Here is a 14471-nt window from a genome sequence, read left to right on the forward strand (position 1 = left end):
GATCATCACTTCCCGCTCGGAACACTGTGCTTCAGATGGTAATCCACCGGATCGGGCGTGCCGCGGATCAGTTTCTCGTAACGGCCCGGCGTCCACGGCCACAGCTCCGGCAGCCCGTCCTTGCCCAGGTACCAGCTGGTGCAGCCGGTGGTCCACACCGTGCTCGGCGCGGCGGCGCGCATGCGCGCGTTGTAACGATCGGTGGCGGCGTGGGTCGGCTCGATGGTCGCGAATTCGCCTGCGCGCCAGCGCCGCAGCCAGCTCACGATGCGCGCGGACTGCGCCTCGGCGACCGCGGTCAGCGGGTGGTTGGCGAAGGGGCTGTGCGGGCCCACCAGCATGAACAGGTTGGGGAAGTCCGGCATCATGACGCCCTCGAAGGCGCGCGGTCCGTCCGCCCACGCCTGGTCCAGGGTGCGACCGTGGGCGCCCGTGATCGCCATCGGGCGCATGAACGCGTGCGAGTCGAATCCTGTTGCCAATACCAGGATGTCGAGCTCGTGCAGGCGTCCGTCCGCGGTGACCACGCCACGCCCTTCGACGCGGTCGATGTGCTCCGTCACCAGCGTGACATCGGGACGCTGCACCGCCTTGTAGAAGCGGTCGGAGACCACCAGCCGCTTGCACATGGCCTGGTAGTCGGGCGTCAGCTTGCGGCGCAGTTCGGGATCCTCGACCGAGCGCAGATGGCGTTCCACCACCCACTGGATCAGCGTGCGCACCCACCCGGGATGCACCAGGCCCTGTGAGAACACCGCGAACGCCCCGCGATTGAACCAGTAGGGGACCACGCCCAGGGCGGGCGCCAGCTTGTACAGCCGCTTGGACGCCATCGTGTACGGACGGTTCACGGTCGGCAGGATCCACTGCGGAGTGCGCTGGAACAGTACGACTTCCGACGCCACGCCCGCCAGTGCGCCCACCAGCTGGGTGCCGGTGGACCCGGTGCCGATGACGCCCACCCGCTTCCCGCGCGGCTCGACCTCGTGCCGCCAGCGCGACGAATGCATGACCGGGCCGTCGAACTCGTCCAGCCCGGGGATGTCGGGCCGGGTCGGGTGGTGCAGGAAACCCGTTGCGCACAGCACGAAGTCGAAGCGTTCCGTCGTGCCCGCGGACGTGGTGACCTGCCAGCCGTCGTCGCCGAACACCGCGCCGGTCACCTCCGCGCCGAAGCGGGTATGGCGGTGCAGACCGTGCTCGCGCGCCACCCCGACCAAGTAGTCCTTGATCTCCGGTCCGGCCGAATACAGCTGCGTCCATTCCGGATTCATAGCGAACCTGAACTGGTAGTACCGCGACGGCACATCGCACACCAGGCCCGGATAGCTGTTGTCGCGCCAGGTCCCGCCGTAGTCGTGGGCCTTCTCGAAGAGGGTGAATTCGGGGAATCCGGCGCGCTGCAGGGCCACGGCCACGCAGATGCCGGAGATTCCGGCACCCACGATGGCGATCCGCGGTGAGTTCATGGACGGCAGCCTAGACATGTGTCTTTCGGGGCGGGAAGAGTTTGGCGGATATCGGTAGACATTCCGTCATTCGCTAGACACTGTGTAAAGCGACTGCTACCGTGTGCGCCAGGTCACAACATCTAGGCAAGGAAACACGATGCGCGCACTCCAGTGGACCGGCCCGGAAAAGGTGCAGATCAACGACATCCCGGTACCGGACATCGGACCCACCGACCTGCTGATCAAGGTCGGCGCCGCGGGCGTGTGCCATTCGGACCTGACGCTGGTCAACTTCCCCATCCAGCTGCGCGAGGACCCGCTCACCCTCGGCCACGAGGTCGCGGGCACCATCGAGGCCATCGGCTCCGACGTGAACGGCCGTGAGATCGGCGAACGCGGCCTGGTCTACCTGTTCTGGACCTGCGGCGTCTGCCGGGAATGCGTGAGCGGCAACGAGAACGTCTGCCTCGCCGCCGGCCGCGTCGCCATGCCGCCCACTCCGGGCCTGGTCCTCGACGGCGGCATGGCCGAATACATGCGGATCCCGGCCAGCGCCTTCGTACCCATCGGCGACCTCGATTTCGTGCAGGCCGCCCCCGTCGCCGACGCCGCCCTCACCGCGTACCACGCGATTCGCGGCGCCCGGGAAGCCCTGCGTCCCGGCGGCACCGTCGTCGCCATCGGCATCGGCGGGCTCGGCCACGTGGGCGTGCAGATCCTGCAGGCCATCTCGGGCGTCCGGGTGATCGCGGTCGACCAGGCCCAGGAGAAGCTGGACCTGGCCCGCGACTGCGGCGCCGACATCGGCTTCCTCTCCGGCGGCGACACCGCCAAGCAGATCCTCGACCTCACCGACGGGCGCGGCGCGGACGCCGTGTTCGACTTCGTCGGCGTCGACGCCACCGCCAAACTGGCCTGCGAGACCGTCGCCCCCAATGGCGCCTACCGCATGGTCGGAATCGGCGGCGGCGCACCGGAGATCACCGCCGGACCCGCGGGCGGCCCGGGCTGGCCCTGGGGCGCCACCGTGCGCAAGTCGCTCGGCGGCACCCGCGGCGACCTGCACGCCTGCGTGGCGCTCGCGCAAGCGGGCAAGATCCACATGGAGGTCGAGCGCTTCGACCTCAACGACGGCCCGGAAGCCCTGCGCCGCCTGGACGCCGGGCACATCCGGGGGCGCGCAGTCCTGGTGCCGTAGCCGACATCAGTCCTCGGCGGGCTCGATCTCGCCGAGGAACTTCGCGACCCGCGCCGCGATCTCGTCGGGATACTCGCCATTGATGGCGTGCGACGCGTCCGGCCACACCTCGAACTGGCCGCCGGGCACCAGCTTTCGCGCCCGGTCCGCCAGCTTGCGGGAACTGTGCACGATACTGCGGCCCGCGAAGATGCCCAGATACGGCTGGGCGAGTACCGAAAGCTGTTCCCGGGAAATCCGACTCGTCATCGGCAGGTACGCGGCGAAGTCCTTCATACCCGACGCGATCAACCGCCCCTCCGGCATGTCCTGCGGCGCGGACACGCCACCGGAAATCCAGCTCAGCAACGAATTGCGCCACTTCTCCGGCATGCCGGGCAGCACCGAGCCCAACGAGATGGCGATCATCTTCCAGGTCATCGCGCCGAACACGAACGGCGCGTCCAGGGTGATCAGGGAGGCAACCCGCTCCGGGTGGCGCACCGCCAGATTCACCGCCGACCACCCGCCGATCGACACCCCCAGCACGTGCACGGGCCGAGACTCCAGCTCGGCCAGCGCTTCCGAGAGCCAGGTCGCCTGATCCGCGTCATCGGTCAACCGCTTGGACTGCACGCTCAGACCCGGCTCACCCAGCAGGTCCAGCGTGATCACCGGCCGCACCGCCATCAACCCGGGCAGATTCGCGGCCCACAGGGGAGTCGCGGCCTGGCGTCCGGGCAACAACACCAGTGGCGTCGCGTCCCCGTCGCCGAACCGGTAGGCCCGCACGACACCGAAACTTGTCGGGACATCGATCGTCTCGCGCGCCGGCGGCAACTGCTCGAACCCGTCCCGGTACGCCTGCGCGTACCGCCGATACCCCGCCGTCTCGCGGAAGTACCCGACCCGCTTGCCCTTGAACTTCGGACCCACGTTGCTCTCGGGAAACTCGACCATGGAATCCAGGTTAATCTCCACAGTATGGGGAGGCTCTGGCCGATGCTGGCCATCACGACATGCACGCTGCTCACCGCCTGCGGGCCCGGCGACACCACCGCGGATCCGCAGGCTCCGGCCAAAACACCTCCGGCGACGACGGTGGATGCCGCGGCCCTGCCGATGTGCGGTGACATCCCCGGCGCGGGTGCGGGCGCACACGATGTGCTGCCCGATTGCCGACTGACCTCTCGCGACAGCGCGGGGCTCTCGTTCATCGTGCGGCACAAGGCGAGTGCCGACGGCTACGACCGGACGAACATCGATGTCCTGGGGAGCGGGGGAAAGTCCCTGCAGAATCTGTACGTCCGGGACACCGAGGTGCCCGCCGAGCCCTACCTGGCCGACCTCGACGCCGACGGTCGCGACGAGCTGATCGTGCCCATCTCCACCGCGATCGTGGGGAACTCGAACTACGTCATCTTCCGGCCCAAGGCCGGCAAGTCCGAATTCGTCGAGGCCGGACGCGTTTTCGGCATCGGCGTCGATCACACGGCGAGCGGCTACATCGCGGGCATGGCCAAGAACGGTCCCGCGGACAAGTACATCGAATTCCAGAAGTTCGTCGGATCGAAGCTGGTGTTCGTCGCGGAGATCATCCGGACCTACGACAAGGACGGCCACAGCACCTGCCGCGTCGACGACGAAAAGGGCGTTCCCGAGTCCGAATTCAGCGATGAGGAAGTGGTCCGGCGCTTCTGCGGTGAGCAGCTGCTGCGCCCGACCCCGGTCGGCTGACCTACTGCAATCCCGCGATGCGGCGTTGTATCCAGCGGCGGGCTTCCACGTCCCGGGCGTGCACCAGAATCTTGTGGCGGCCACCCGGGGAGAGCGCGGACAGCAGGTGGGCCAAGCGCTTCCGGGTATCCCAGCAGAGCAGGTAGCGGACCGCGCCCGCGGTGGCGCGGTCGTCGGCCAGCTCCACCGCTCGCGCGAAATCGGCCTGGTCCTCCAGGAGGAGGAACTGCGCCGGAATGCGTTCGTGCGCAGGGTATCCCGAGTACCTCCCGGTGCCTGCGGCGAACCAGGCGCACAGTCGCAGGATTCGATCGACGGGATCCGGGTACGTCATGAGGAGCAGGGCGCGGGCCTCCTCCACCTGGGGTCCGGTCAGACCGCCGCCGGTGGTGGACGTATCCAGGAAGAGCCCGGCGAAGGGGATGAGCGTTTCGGGAATCTCGGCCACCCAGCCGTATGCGACGCGGTCGCTCTCGGCCTGGCGCTGCTCGGCCGCGCGGAACTCCTGCAGCGGCACCGGGACGCCGCGCACCGCCAGCCATTCCAGCGAGCGCATCCCGTCGGCGAGCCGCGCGTCCTGCGGCCAGCCCGGCCAGCGGACCGAGTAGCCGTGATGCAGGGTCACCGAGGTGAGGGGGCGTTCGTCGGCGTCGAAGAAGTCGAGCACCACATCGCCCCAGCACATGCACACGAAGCCGGGCAGGTCGGCGACGCGCAACGCCTCCCGCAGCGCTCGCACGGCAACCGGGTCGCGCTCCTCGATCAGGGTCGGCGCGTCGCCCGGCATCTCGCGGACCCGGACTCCCCGGGCGCCGACCAGCACCCGGTCCAGCGCTTCGGGATCACCGCCCGTGGCCTGGCCCCCGACACCCATACCGAAACAGTAATCCGACCCGACGGTCCTCGGCGTGGCGCGGTGACGGCACGCGGGGAGCTTGTCGTTGTCCAGCCAGTTGCTGAACTGGTACGTACCAGCCGATGCTACGGTTTCGTGTGATGCCGATAACTCCGGCCACCAGCGACGGCACACCGGCCGGGAGCCTGCCGGTGACCGATCGGTGAGAACTACTTTGTTGCCGAGAAGCCAGATTTAGGAGAGATAGTGGCGCTATCGGACTCCCCGCGAGACACTGCCGGTCCCGCTGCCCCGCGCGGAAGCGGATTGTTCCGGACCAAGTCGGTCGAACAGTCGATCCGCGACACCGACGATCCGGACGCCAAGCTCCGCAAGGATCTGACCGCGTGGGACCTCACGGTCTTCGGCGTCGCGGTCGTGGTCGGCGCGGGCATCTTCACCCTGACCGCGCGTACCGCGGGCAACATGGCCGGGCCCGCCGTCTCGCTGGCCTTCGTGTTCGCCGCCGTGGCCTGTGGCCTGGCCGCCCTCTGCTACGCGGAATTCGCCTCGACCGTGCCGGTCGCGGGCAGCGCGTACACCTTCTCCTACGCCACCTTCGGTGAGCTCATCGCCTGGATCATCGGCTGGGACCTGATCCTGGAATTCGCGCTCGGCACCTCGGTCGTGGCCAAGGGCTGGTCGCAATACCTCGGCACGGTCCTGAACACCCAGCCCATCTGGCACATCGGATCGGTCAAGTTCGACTGGGGTGCGGTGCTGCTCATCGCCATCCTCGGCGTGCTGCTGGCCATGGGCACCAAGCTGTCCTCGCGCGTGTCGGCGGTCGCGGTCGCCATCAAGCTGGCCGTCATCGCCCTGGTGGTCGTGGTCGGCGCGACCTACTTCAAGGCCTCCAACCTGAAACCGTTCGTCCCCGAATCGGTCCCCAACGCCGACGGCGGCGCGAGCGCGGTGCACCAGACCCTGTTCCAGCTGGTCACCGGCGGCGGCAACAGCCACTTCGGCTGGTACGGCCTGCTCGCCGCGGCCTCCATCGTGTTCTTCGCCTTCATCGGCTTCGACGTGGTCGCCACCGCGGCCGAGGAGACCAAGGACCCCGCCCGCAATGTGCCGCGCGGCATCCTCGGCTCGCTGGCCATCGTGACCGTGCTGTACGTGGCCGTGTCGCTGGTGCTCACCGGCATGGTGTCCTACAAGGACCTGCAGGGCAACGACGCCACGCTCGCAACGGCTTTCGCCATCCACGGCGTCACCTGGGCCAAGAACCTCATCTCCATCGGCGCGCTGGCCGGTCTGACCACCGTCGTCATGGTGCTGTTCCTGGGCCAGACCCGCGTGCTGTTCGCCATGGCCCGCGACGGCCTGATGCCGCGCAAGCTCGCCCACACCGGCTCCAAGGGCACCCCGGTCCGGATCACCGCCATCGTCGGCGTCGTCTGCGCCGTGCTGGCCGGGTTCGTCGACTTCGGCACCCTCGAGGAAATGGTCAATATCGGCACGCTGTTCGCGTTCGTGCTGGTGTCGGTCGGCGTGGTCGTGCTGCGCCGCACCCGCCCCGACCTGCCGCGCGGGTTCCGGGTGCCGCTGGTGCCGCTCATCCCGATCCTGTCGGTACTGGCCTGTGCCTGGCTGATGTTCAACCTGTCGGTGGAGACCTGGCTGCGGTTCGTCATCTGGATGGCGATCGGCATGGTCGTGTACTTCGCCTACGGGCGCCGGCACTCGCTGCTGAACGGTCGGGAAGCCAAAACCGGTAGCTGATCGGGTGCTCAGGTTCGGTGCTGGTGGTGTGTCGTCACGGATTCACCTCCCGGAATGCGGTTCAATTGCTCTCGAATAGTGAGAGTTGTGCCACAAGTTCCGCCCATCAGCACCGCCTCAGCATCCCGAGAGGAACCGATCGTGAGCATGCTCCTCGCCGTGCATGACGCTTACACCTCGGTTGTCGCGCAGATCGGCAACCCCACCCCGGAGACGCCGCCGGTGGCGGACAAGCTGATGAAGCTGGTCCGCTACTTCACCTGGTTCACCATGCTGTCCGGCGTCACCGCCATCACCTACGGCGGCGGCCGGTTCGCCTGGGAGAAGTGGAGCGGCGGCGGGCTCGAGTCACCGAAGATGGTGGCCGGGGCCATGATCGGCGGCGCGACCGCCACCAGCGCAGGAACCATCATGAACGCCGTGATCGGCAGCTAGCGGAAAGCCGCCGAACGGGTGCGCCGGAAACCTGGCGCACCCGTTCGTGTTTCGAGAACTAGCCCTGCGCCAGCATCTTGTTCATCTGATCGATCTCCTGCTGCTGGGCGGAGACGATCGCCTGCGCCATGGCCTTGGAGTCCGCGTTCGAGCCCTGCGCCAGTTCGGTGTTCGCCATGGTGATCGCGCCCTTGTGGTGCTCGATCATCATCTGCATCCACAGCTTGTCGAACTCGGGACCGGACAAGCTCTCCAGCTTCGCCATCTGATCCTTGGTCATCATGCCGTCCATGCCCGCGTGGCCGCCCATGTCGGCGGACGGGGCGGGCTTGCCGAAACTCCGCAGCAGCGTGGTGATCTGCTGCATCTCCGGGGTCTGCGCCGCTTCCACGGCCTTGGCCAGGGTGAGCAGCTCCTGGTTCTGCGAGCGGGTCGGCACCAGCTTCGCCATCTCCACGGCCTGCGCGTGATGCGGGTACATCATCTGCAGGAAGGTCACATCGGCGTCATTGAAGTCGCTGCGGGTCGCCGCCTGTGCCGAGGTGCCGGTCTGGCCGTGATCCATGCCGGGCATGGTCCCGTGATCCACGGCCGCGGTCGTGGTGGTGGCCTTCGAGCCGTCGCTGTCATTGCTGCTACAGCCCGCCGCGACGAGCGCGGTGGCGGCGGTGGCGGCGATCAGGGCGCACTTGAGACGGGTACTGAACATGGTTGAACTCCTTGGGGTTTGGTGAGCGATCCGGATCCGGGCATGCCGAAGTCCGCGTCCGCGCGAGGTAACGCGGCGCGGCGGGCCCATCAGATCCGCAGAATCGCCAGGTCGGCCAGGGAGAGAACCGTCCACGGAGGTGGACGGGCGGGGAATCCGCGCGGGTGGCGCGGGGTCGAGACGAGCGTGTCGCGGCGGCCGGGCCCGACCCAGGCCAGCAGCGCCGGCCCGAGGCCGAGCAGCAAGACCGTCAGGACGAACAGACAGCCGTGCATGCCGGCGTGGCCATCACCGCAGTCGCCACCGCAGCCCGGTACCGACATGGACTGATCCATGTCCGTCAGCACGGTGATCGGTGCGGCTTCCGGCAGGGAAATCGGCTTGTCGTGCCAATCGGCCATCGCTGCCGGTGCGCTCATGGCGGGATCGGAGTCGTGGCTCATGCCGTCGTGGCTCATGCCGAACACGAGGGCGTGCATGGCCACCAATCCGGCCAGCAGTGCGAGCAGCCCGAAGGCCCGGATGAACCGGGTGCCGGGGGACCGTTGCTCGACCACCCGGACATTCTACGCACGCGGGTCATACCCCCTTGCGGTATCTCCGTAGGGACGCGCCGGACTCACCGCCGCGAGGATCGGCGGGCCGGCCGGTAGCCTGGCGGCCGTGTCACAGCGCGAACTGGTCATTCTCGGAACGGCCAGCCAAGTACCGACCAAACAGCGCAACCACAACGGCTACCTGCTGCGCTGGGACCGCGAGGGTCTGCTGTTCGACCCGGGGGAGGGCACCCAGCGGCAGATGAGCTTCGCGGGCGTGGCCGCCAGCGGCATCACCCGCATCTGCGTCACCCACTTCCACGGCGACCACTGCTTCGGCCTACCCGGCGTACTCGGCCGCATCAGCCTCGACGGGGCGCTGCACCCGGTGGACGTCTACTTCCCCGCCTCGGGCGAGGTCTTCTACGAGCGGCTCGTCGACTCCTCCGCCCACAACCGCCAGGTCGAACTGCACCCGCACCCGATCACCGACAACGGCGAACTACCTCCACCGGGAGCCGATTTCACCCTGCGAGCCGCGCGGCTCTCGCACCCGGTGGAGGCGTTCGGCTACCGCCTCGACGAGCCCGACAGCCTCCGCTTCATCCCCGAACGACTGCGCGAACTCGGTCTGTCAGGTCCGGTAGTCGGCGAACTACAGCGGCGCGGCGCCGTCGAGATCGGCGGCCGCACCGTCACTCTGGACGAGGTGAGCGAGGCCCGCCCGGGCCAGAGCTTCGCCTTCATCATGGACACCCGACTCTGTGACGGTGTGTACGACCTGGCCCAGGGCGTCGACATGCTCGTCATCGAGGCCACCTTCATCGACGCCGACGAGAAGCTCGCCGTCGAATACGGCCATCTCACCGCGGGCCAAGCCGCCCGGGTCGCGGCCCGCGCCGGCGTCCGCACCCTCGTCCTCACCCACTACTCGCAGCGCTACCGCACTCTCGACCAGCATCTCGCCGACGCCCGAGCCCATTTCGACGGCGAGATCGTGGTGGCCGAGGACCTCATGCGAATCCCGGTGCCGCCCCGCCGCTGAGGGTGCGAAGTTTCGCGGCGCCCCCGCCGCGGGGGCGGGCGCGGGCATGATGGTCGGCATGGACGCGCACAAGGAGCTCATCGCACTCGCCGACCGGTACTGGGACGCCATGCTGGAGTCCGCGCCCAGTGAGGCGACCCTGTTGGGGGACAGGCGATTCGATGATCGGATCGAGGACCTGTCGGCGGGGGCGGAGGAGCGGTTGCTCGGCACCTGGCGGGGGCTGCTGGCCGAGGTGGACGCGTTGGACGCGGCGGGGATGAGCGCGGAGGACCGCACCACGCGGAGTCTGCTGCGGACCGAATTGGCTTCGGCGGTCTCGCATCTGGAGTGGCGGCCGGTGGAGATGGCCTCGGATCAGATGACCGGGGTGCACTCGGCCATGTTGACCATGGCGCCGCAGGTGAACGCGCCCGCGCCGGAGAACGCGCGCGATCTGGTGCTGCGGTATCGGCAGTTCGGCACGCTGATGGAGCAGGCGGTGGAGCGGTTCCGGGCCGGGCTCGCCGCCGGGCGCACGCCCGCGCACATCACCATCGAGCGGTCGATCAACCAGCTCGACGGGTACCTCTCCGCCGATCTGGCCGACGATCCCTTCGTCACCCTCGCCGGTCCGGCGGACTGGGATGGCGAAAGTGCTTGGCGCGCCGAGCTGACCGAGGTCGCGCGCGATGTCATCCGGCCCGCGTTCGCCGCCTACCGCGAGGCGCTCGACACCGAACTCCGGCCGGTCGCCCGCCCCGACGAGCGGCCCGGCCTGTGCTGGCTCGGCGACGACGGCGCGGACATCTACCGCCGCCTGCTGCAACGGCACACCACGCTGCCCGACCTCGGCGCGGACGAGATCCACCAGCTGGGCCTGGACGAATTGGCCGGGCTGCGGGCCGAATACGAGGAGATCGGCGGGCGCGAATTCGGTCTCACCGACCAGACCGCCATCTTCGCCCGGCTGCGCGAGGACTCGGCGCTGCGCTACACCGACGCCGCGGACATCATGTCCGACGCCCGCGCCTGCCTGGCCGCCGCCGAGGCCGAGATGCCCCGCTGGTTCGGCCGCCTGCCGCGCCAATCCTGCGACATCCTGCCCGTTCCCGACTTCCTCGCCGCCGACGCGCCCGCGGCCTACTATTTCCCTCCGGCCGCCGACGGCTCCCGCCCCGGCGCGTACTACGTCAACCTGCGCGAGCCCGGCACCCGCAACCGCTACGAGACCGCGGCCGTCGCCTACCACGAGGCCATTCCGGGCCACCACCTCCAGCTCACCATCGCCAACGAGCTCGACCACCTCCCGGCCTTCCAGCGAATGTCGTTCTCCAACACCGCCTTCGTCGAAGGCTGGGCGCTCTACACCGAACGCCTCGCCGACGAAATGGGCCTCTACCCCGACGATCTCGCCCGCATCGGCATGCTGGCCGCCGACTCCTGGCGCTCCTGCCGCCTGGTGGTGGACACCGGCCTGCACGCCAAGGGCTGGACCCGTCAGCAGGCCATCGACTTCATGGTCGCCAACGCCCCCGTCGGCGTCGAGGAGATCCGCGTCGAAATCGACCGCTACATCGCCATGCCCGGCCAGGCGGTCGCCTACAAGGTCGGCCAGCTCGAGATCCGCCGCCAGCGCGCGCAGGTCGCCGAGCGCCTGGGAACCGCCTTCGACATCAAGGCTTTCCACGACAAGGTCCTCGGCGCCGGCTCGGTCAGCCTGCCGGTCCTGCGCGATCTGGCGGCCGAGCTCTGAATGGGTGAGCTTCTACGACAACGGCCAGTGCATTACGGGCACGGAATCGGCGCATGTCGGCGACAGTGAGAGGCGGCCATGGGCGGGCATCACGTTGGTCCCGGACACGGCCGGACATCACGTCCTGTCCGTCGAGTACGCCGGGCAGACGATGACGGTCGCTGTCGACATCCAACCCGCACCCGCGGGCAGCACGCCACCCGAGACGTCCCCGTGCGGACTGGCAGGCCGGCTCGGCTCGGGCCGCGCTGGATGGTCGTCGGGCAGCGCCGACTGTTCTGACCCCGCGGGAATAGTGGCCCGGGAGATGCGTTCGACTCCTTGGTGAGTCGGGTCGTGGAGAAGGGGTTGCCGGTGACGGTCGCGGATGTGAAGTCATCGGTCGGATTGCGGTCGGAGCGCGGGCCGATCCTCGCGGCGCTCATGTTGTCGACCTCCTTGGTGGCGCTGGACTCCACGGTGATCGCGACCGCGGTGCTCACCATCACCGACCAGCTCGGCGGATTCGCGCTGTTCCCTTGGCTGTTCAGCATCTATCTGCTGGCGCAGGCGGTGACCGTGCCGATCTACGGCAAGCTCGCCGACATGGTGGGGCGGAAACCGGTGATGCTGTTCGGAATCGGGGTGTTCGCGCTCGGGTCGCTGCTGTGCGGGCTCGCCACCAGCATGCTCGGGCTCATTGTCTTCCGTGCGGTGCAGGGCATCGGGGCGGGCGCGGTCAGCCCGATCGCGATGACCATCGCCGGTGACGTCTACACCGTGCAGGAGCGGGCCAAGGTGCAGGCCTACCTGGCCAGCGTGTGGGCGACCTCCTCGGTGGTGGGTCCGCTGCTGGGCGGGGTGTTCTCCGAATACGTCAGCTGGCGGTGGATCTTCCTCGTCAACCTGCCGCTCGCCGCGCTGGCCGGCTGGATGATTCAGCGCAAGTTCACCGAAAGCGCTCCGCGGCAGAGCCATCGGATCGACTACCTCGGGGCCGGGCTGCTGACCATCGGCGCGGGCGCGCTGATTCTGGCGCTGCTCGAGGGCGGGCAGGCCTGGGCCTGGGATTCGGCCGCCAGCCTGGCGCTGTTCGGCGGCGGCGCGGTGACGCTGGTGGCGTTCGCGCTGGTGGAGCGGCGGGCCGCGAATCCGATTCTGCCGCTGTGGATTTTCACCCGCCGCGTGGTGGTGGCCAGCAGCCTGGTCTCGCTGCTGGTCGGCGCGATCCTGCTGGGGCTCACCTCGTATGTGCCGACCTTCGCGCAGGGCGTGCTGGGCAGCGGCGCGATGATCGCCGGACTCACCGTGGGCGCGCTCACGCTCGGCTGGCCGCTGGCGGCGTCCCAGGCCGGGAAGGTGTACCTGCGCATAGGTTTCCGATCGACCGCTTTGATCGGCACCGTCCTCGCCACCGTGGGTGCGGCGTCACTGCTGCTGGTGGGCACGGGCTCGAGCCTGACCCAGGTGGCGATCGGCTGCTTCATCGTCGGGATGGGCATGGGCCTGGTCGCCACCCCGACCCTGATCGCGGCGCAGTCGCAGAGCGAATGGTCCGAGCGCGGCGTGGTGACGGCCACCAATATGTTCGCCCGCTCGCTGGGCAGCGCGGTCGGAGTGGCCGTGTTCGGCGCGGTGGTCAACGCGCGCCTGGGGAACGCCGATCATCCGGCCGCGGCCGATCTCGCGCCCGCGGTGCATCTGGTCTTCGTCGGCGTGGCCTTGATGGCGGCGGTCATGATCGCGGCGGCCGCGTTCATGCCTCGGGGCGACGGGATCGCGGCGGAAATCCATTCGGCGTGAACGGGAATTGCGCGTAGGTCATTCCATTTCGGAAAATGGCCACCGGCGGTGCCGAATGGAATAGTCCGGCAATGATCTAGCACACTGTAGGCGTGGTTGAGGTCGAGGACGTATTGCGCCGGTTGCGCCGGTATCCGGATGTCGAAGCGGTGAACCTGTACGCGGTCGATGCCGCTGACCGGCTCATGCTGGATGTCGCCGCCGATTCGCTGGCCGCCGTGGGCGACCGGCGGGTGGCGGTGATCGACGACGGCTACGGCGCGTTGACGCTCGGCGCGATCGCCGCGCACGACCTGCGCGGCGTGCGCGTGCATCAGGATTTGCTGACCGGAGAATTGGCGCTCGCCAACAATGCCCGAATTGTCGGACTATCCGATCGCTATTCCACCGAGGAATTAGGCCCGGACCTCCTCGCCGACGTACGCGTGGTGCTGTGGCGGCTGCCGCGGGCCCTGTCCGGTCTGGCCGAGACCGCTGACGCCATCGCGCGTTTCGCGCTGCCCGAGGTGGAGGTCTTCGCGGGCGGCCGCGACAAGTACCTGACCCCGGCCATGAACGAGGTGCTGGCCGAATCCTTCGGCTCGGTGCACGCCAGCCGCGGCCGCCAGAAGTCCCGCATCCTGCTCGCGGCCGAGCCCAAACCCGTTGGCGAACCCCGTTTTCCGGTGCGCAACCGCCTCGACGAACAGGGCCTGGAGGTGGTCGCGCACGGCGCGGCCTTCTCCGGCCCGCGCCTGGACATCGGCACCCGCTTCCTGCTCGACCACCTGCGCCGGATGAAGCCCGACGCCCGCGACGCCATCGACCTGGGTTGCGGCACCGGCATTCTCGCGGTCGCCCTGGCCAAGGCCCGCCCCGGCATCCGGGTAACAGCGACCGACCAGTCCGCCGCCGCCATCGCTTCGACCCGCGCCACCGTCGCCGCCAACGACGTCGCCGACCGGGTCACCGTGCTGCGCGACGACGCCATGTCCAGCGCCCCGGACAACAGCGCCGACCTGGTGCTGTGCAATCCGCCGTTCCACATCGGTGCGGCCGTGCACACCGGTTCGGCCATCAAGATGTTCCAGCAGACCGGCCGCGTCCTGCGCCCCGGCGGCGAACTCTGGACCGTCTACAACACGCACCTGAACTACCGCAGCGTCATGGAGCGCATGGTCGGCAGAACCGATGTGATGGGCCGCAATCGCAAGTTCACTGTGACCCGGTCGGTGTGTGGTCTGCGCGACGCCGAACAATAGGGT

The 14471-nt window shown here is 68.8% G+C and carries 13 protein-coding genes; 8 read left to right on the top strand and 5 right to left on the bottom strand.

The genetic code is table 11. The features are described from left to right. Window positions 1–5: 5 nt before the first annotated feature. Window positions 6–1469 carry a flavin-containing monooxygenase gene (locus tag ACFRAQ_RS02840; protein ID WP_379093258.1) on the bottom strand — a complete coding sequence of 488 codons (1464 nt, stop codon included), beginning with the start codon at window positions 1467–1469 and terminating at the stop codon, window positions 6–8. Window positions 1470–1608: 139 nt separating this feature from the next. Between ACFRAQ_RS02840 and ACFRAQ_RS02845 the strand changes: the two genes are divergently transcribed. Further along, window positions 1609–2649: an NAD(P)-dependent alcohol dehydrogenase gene (locus ACFRAQ_RS02845; RefSeq protein ID WP_379093261.1), complete on the top strand. Its 1041-nt coding sequence runs from the start codon at window positions 1609–1611 to the stop codon at window positions 2647–2649. Between the two features lie 6 nt (window positions 2650–2655). Here ACFRAQ_RS02845 and ACFRAQ_RS02850 read toward each other — a convergent pair whose 3' ends face one another. Next, window positions 2656–3588, bottom strand: a complete 933-nt coding sequence (locus tag ACFRAQ_RS02850; RefSeq protein ID WP_379093264.1) for an alpha/beta fold hydrolase — start codon at window positions 3586–3588, stop codon at window positions 2656–2658. Window positions 3589–3612: 24 nt separating this feature from the next. On the opposite strand from ACFRAQ_RS02850, the gene ACFRAQ_RS02855 reads away from it, so the two are divergent. Beyond that, window positions 3613–4365 carry a hypothetical protein gene (locus tag ACFRAQ_RS02855; RefSeq protein WP_379093267.1) on the top strand — a complete coding sequence of 251 codons (753 nt, stop codon included), beginning with the start codon at window positions 3613–3615 and terminating at the stop codon, window positions 4363–4365. 1 nt (window position 4366) lies between these two features. Here the strand turns inward: ACFRAQ_RS02855 and ACFRAQ_RS02860 are convergent, their stop codons facing one another. Then, window positions 4367–5239, bottom strand: coding sequence for a hypothetical protein (locus ACFRAQ_RS02860; RefSeq protein WP_379093270.1), 873 nt, complete (start codon window positions 5237–5239; stop codon window positions 4367–4369). 288 nt (window positions 5240–5527) lie between these two features. Here ACFRAQ_RS02860 and ACFRAQ_RS02865 point away from each other — a divergent pair, with 288 nt between their 5' ends. After that, complete coding sequence (locus tag ACFRAQ_RS02865) at window positions 5528–6985, top strand: amino acid permease (RefSeq protein WP_379093273.1); 1458 nt, start codon at window positions 5528–5530, stop codon at window positions 6983–6985. 147 nt (window positions 6986–7132) lie between these two features. Beyond that, window positions 7133–7420, top strand: coding sequence for a hypothetical protein (locus tag ACFRAQ_RS02870; RefSeq protein ID WP_357092367.1), 288 nt, complete (start codon window positions 7133–7135; stop codon window positions 7418–7420). A 58-nt stretch (window positions 7421–7478) separates the two neighbouring features. Here ACFRAQ_RS02870 and ACFRAQ_RS02875 read toward each other — a convergent pair whose 3' ends face one another. Further along, window positions 7479–8129 carry a DUF305 domain-containing protein gene (locus tag ACFRAQ_RS02875; protein WP_379093276.1) on the bottom strand — a complete coding sequence of 217 codons (651 nt, stop codon included), beginning with the start codon at window positions 8127–8129 and terminating at the stop codon, window positions 7479–7481. Between the two features lie 89 nt (window positions 8130–8218). Next, window positions 8219–8686, bottom strand: coding sequence for a DUF6153 family protein (locus ACFRAQ_RS02880; protein ID WP_379093279.1), 468 nt, complete (start codon window positions 8684–8686; stop codon window positions 8219–8221). A 106-nt stretch (window positions 8687–8792) separates the two neighbouring features. Here ACFRAQ_RS02880 and ACFRAQ_RS02885 point away from each other — a divergent pair, with 106 nt between their 5' ends. From ACFRAQ_RS02885 to ACFRAQ_RS02900, 4 genes are all read left to right on the top strand, one after another. Then, window positions 8793–9710: a ribonuclease Z gene (locus tag ACFRAQ_RS02885; RefSeq protein ID WP_379093282.1), complete on the top strand. Its 918-nt coding sequence runs from the start codon at window positions 8793–8795 to the stop codon at window positions 9708–9710. A gap of 58 nt (window positions 9711–9768) precedes the next feature. After that, window positions 9769–11445, top strand: a complete 1677-nt coding sequence (locus ACFRAQ_RS02890; RefSeq protein WP_379093285.1) for a DUF885 domain-containing protein — start codon at window positions 9769–9771, stop codon at window positions 11443–11445. Window positions 11446–11799: 354 nt separating this feature from the next. Then, on the top strand, window positions 11800–13227 hold the full coding sequence (locus tag ACFRAQ_RS02895) for an MDR family MFS transporter (protein ID WP_379093288.1): 1428 nt from the start codon (window positions 11800–11802) through the stop codon (window positions 13225–13227). Window positions 13228–13319: 92 nt separating this feature from the next. Next, window positions 13320–14468 carry a class I SAM-dependent methyltransferase gene (locus ACFRAQ_RS02900; protein ID WP_379093291.1) on the top strand — a complete coding sequence of 383 codons (1149 nt, stop codon included), beginning with the start codon at window positions 13320–13322 and terminating at the stop codon, window positions 14466–14468. Window positions 14469–14471 lie beyond the last annotated feature (3 nt).

It is taken from the genome of Nocardia sp. NPDC056611 (assembly GCF_042792755.1).
Taxonomy (GTDB): Bacteria; Actinomycetota; Actinomycetes; order Mycobacteriales; family Mycobacteriaceae; genus Nocardia.

Coding starts and splice junctions, on each gene's coding strand:
- ACFRAQ_RS02845 (WP_379093261.1), top strand. CDS start 1,609: ATGCGCGCACTCCAGTGGACCGGCCCGGAAAAGGTGCAGATCAACGAC.
- ACFRAQ_RS02850 (WP_379093264.1), bottom strand. CDS start 3,588: ATGGTCGAGTTTCCCGAGAGCAACGTGGGTCCGAAGTTCAAGGGCAAG.
- ACFRAQ_RS02840 (WP_379093258.1), bottom strand. CDS start 1,469: ATGAACTCACCGCGGATCGCCATCGTGGGTGCCGGAATCTCCGGCATC.
- ACFRAQ_RS02860 (WP_379093270.1), bottom strand. CDS start 5,239: ATGGGTGTCGGGGGCCAGGCCACGGGCGGTGATCCCGAAGCGCTGGAC.
- ACFRAQ_RS02870 (WP_357092367.1), top strand. CDS start 7,133: ATGCTCCTCGCCGTGCATGACGCTTACACCTCGGTTGTCGCGCAGATC.
- ACFRAQ_RS02855 (WP_379093267.1), top strand. CDS start 3,613: ATGGGGAGGCTCTGGCCGATGCTGGCCATCACGACATGCACGCTGCTC.
- ACFRAQ_RS02875 (WP_379093276.1), bottom strand. CDS start 8,129: ATGTTCAGTACCCGTCTCAAGTGCGCCCTGATCGCCGCCACCGCCGCC.
- ACFRAQ_RS02890 (WP_379093285.1), top strand. CDS start 9,769: ATGGACGCGCACAAGGAGCTCATCGCACTCGCCGACCGGTACTGGGAC.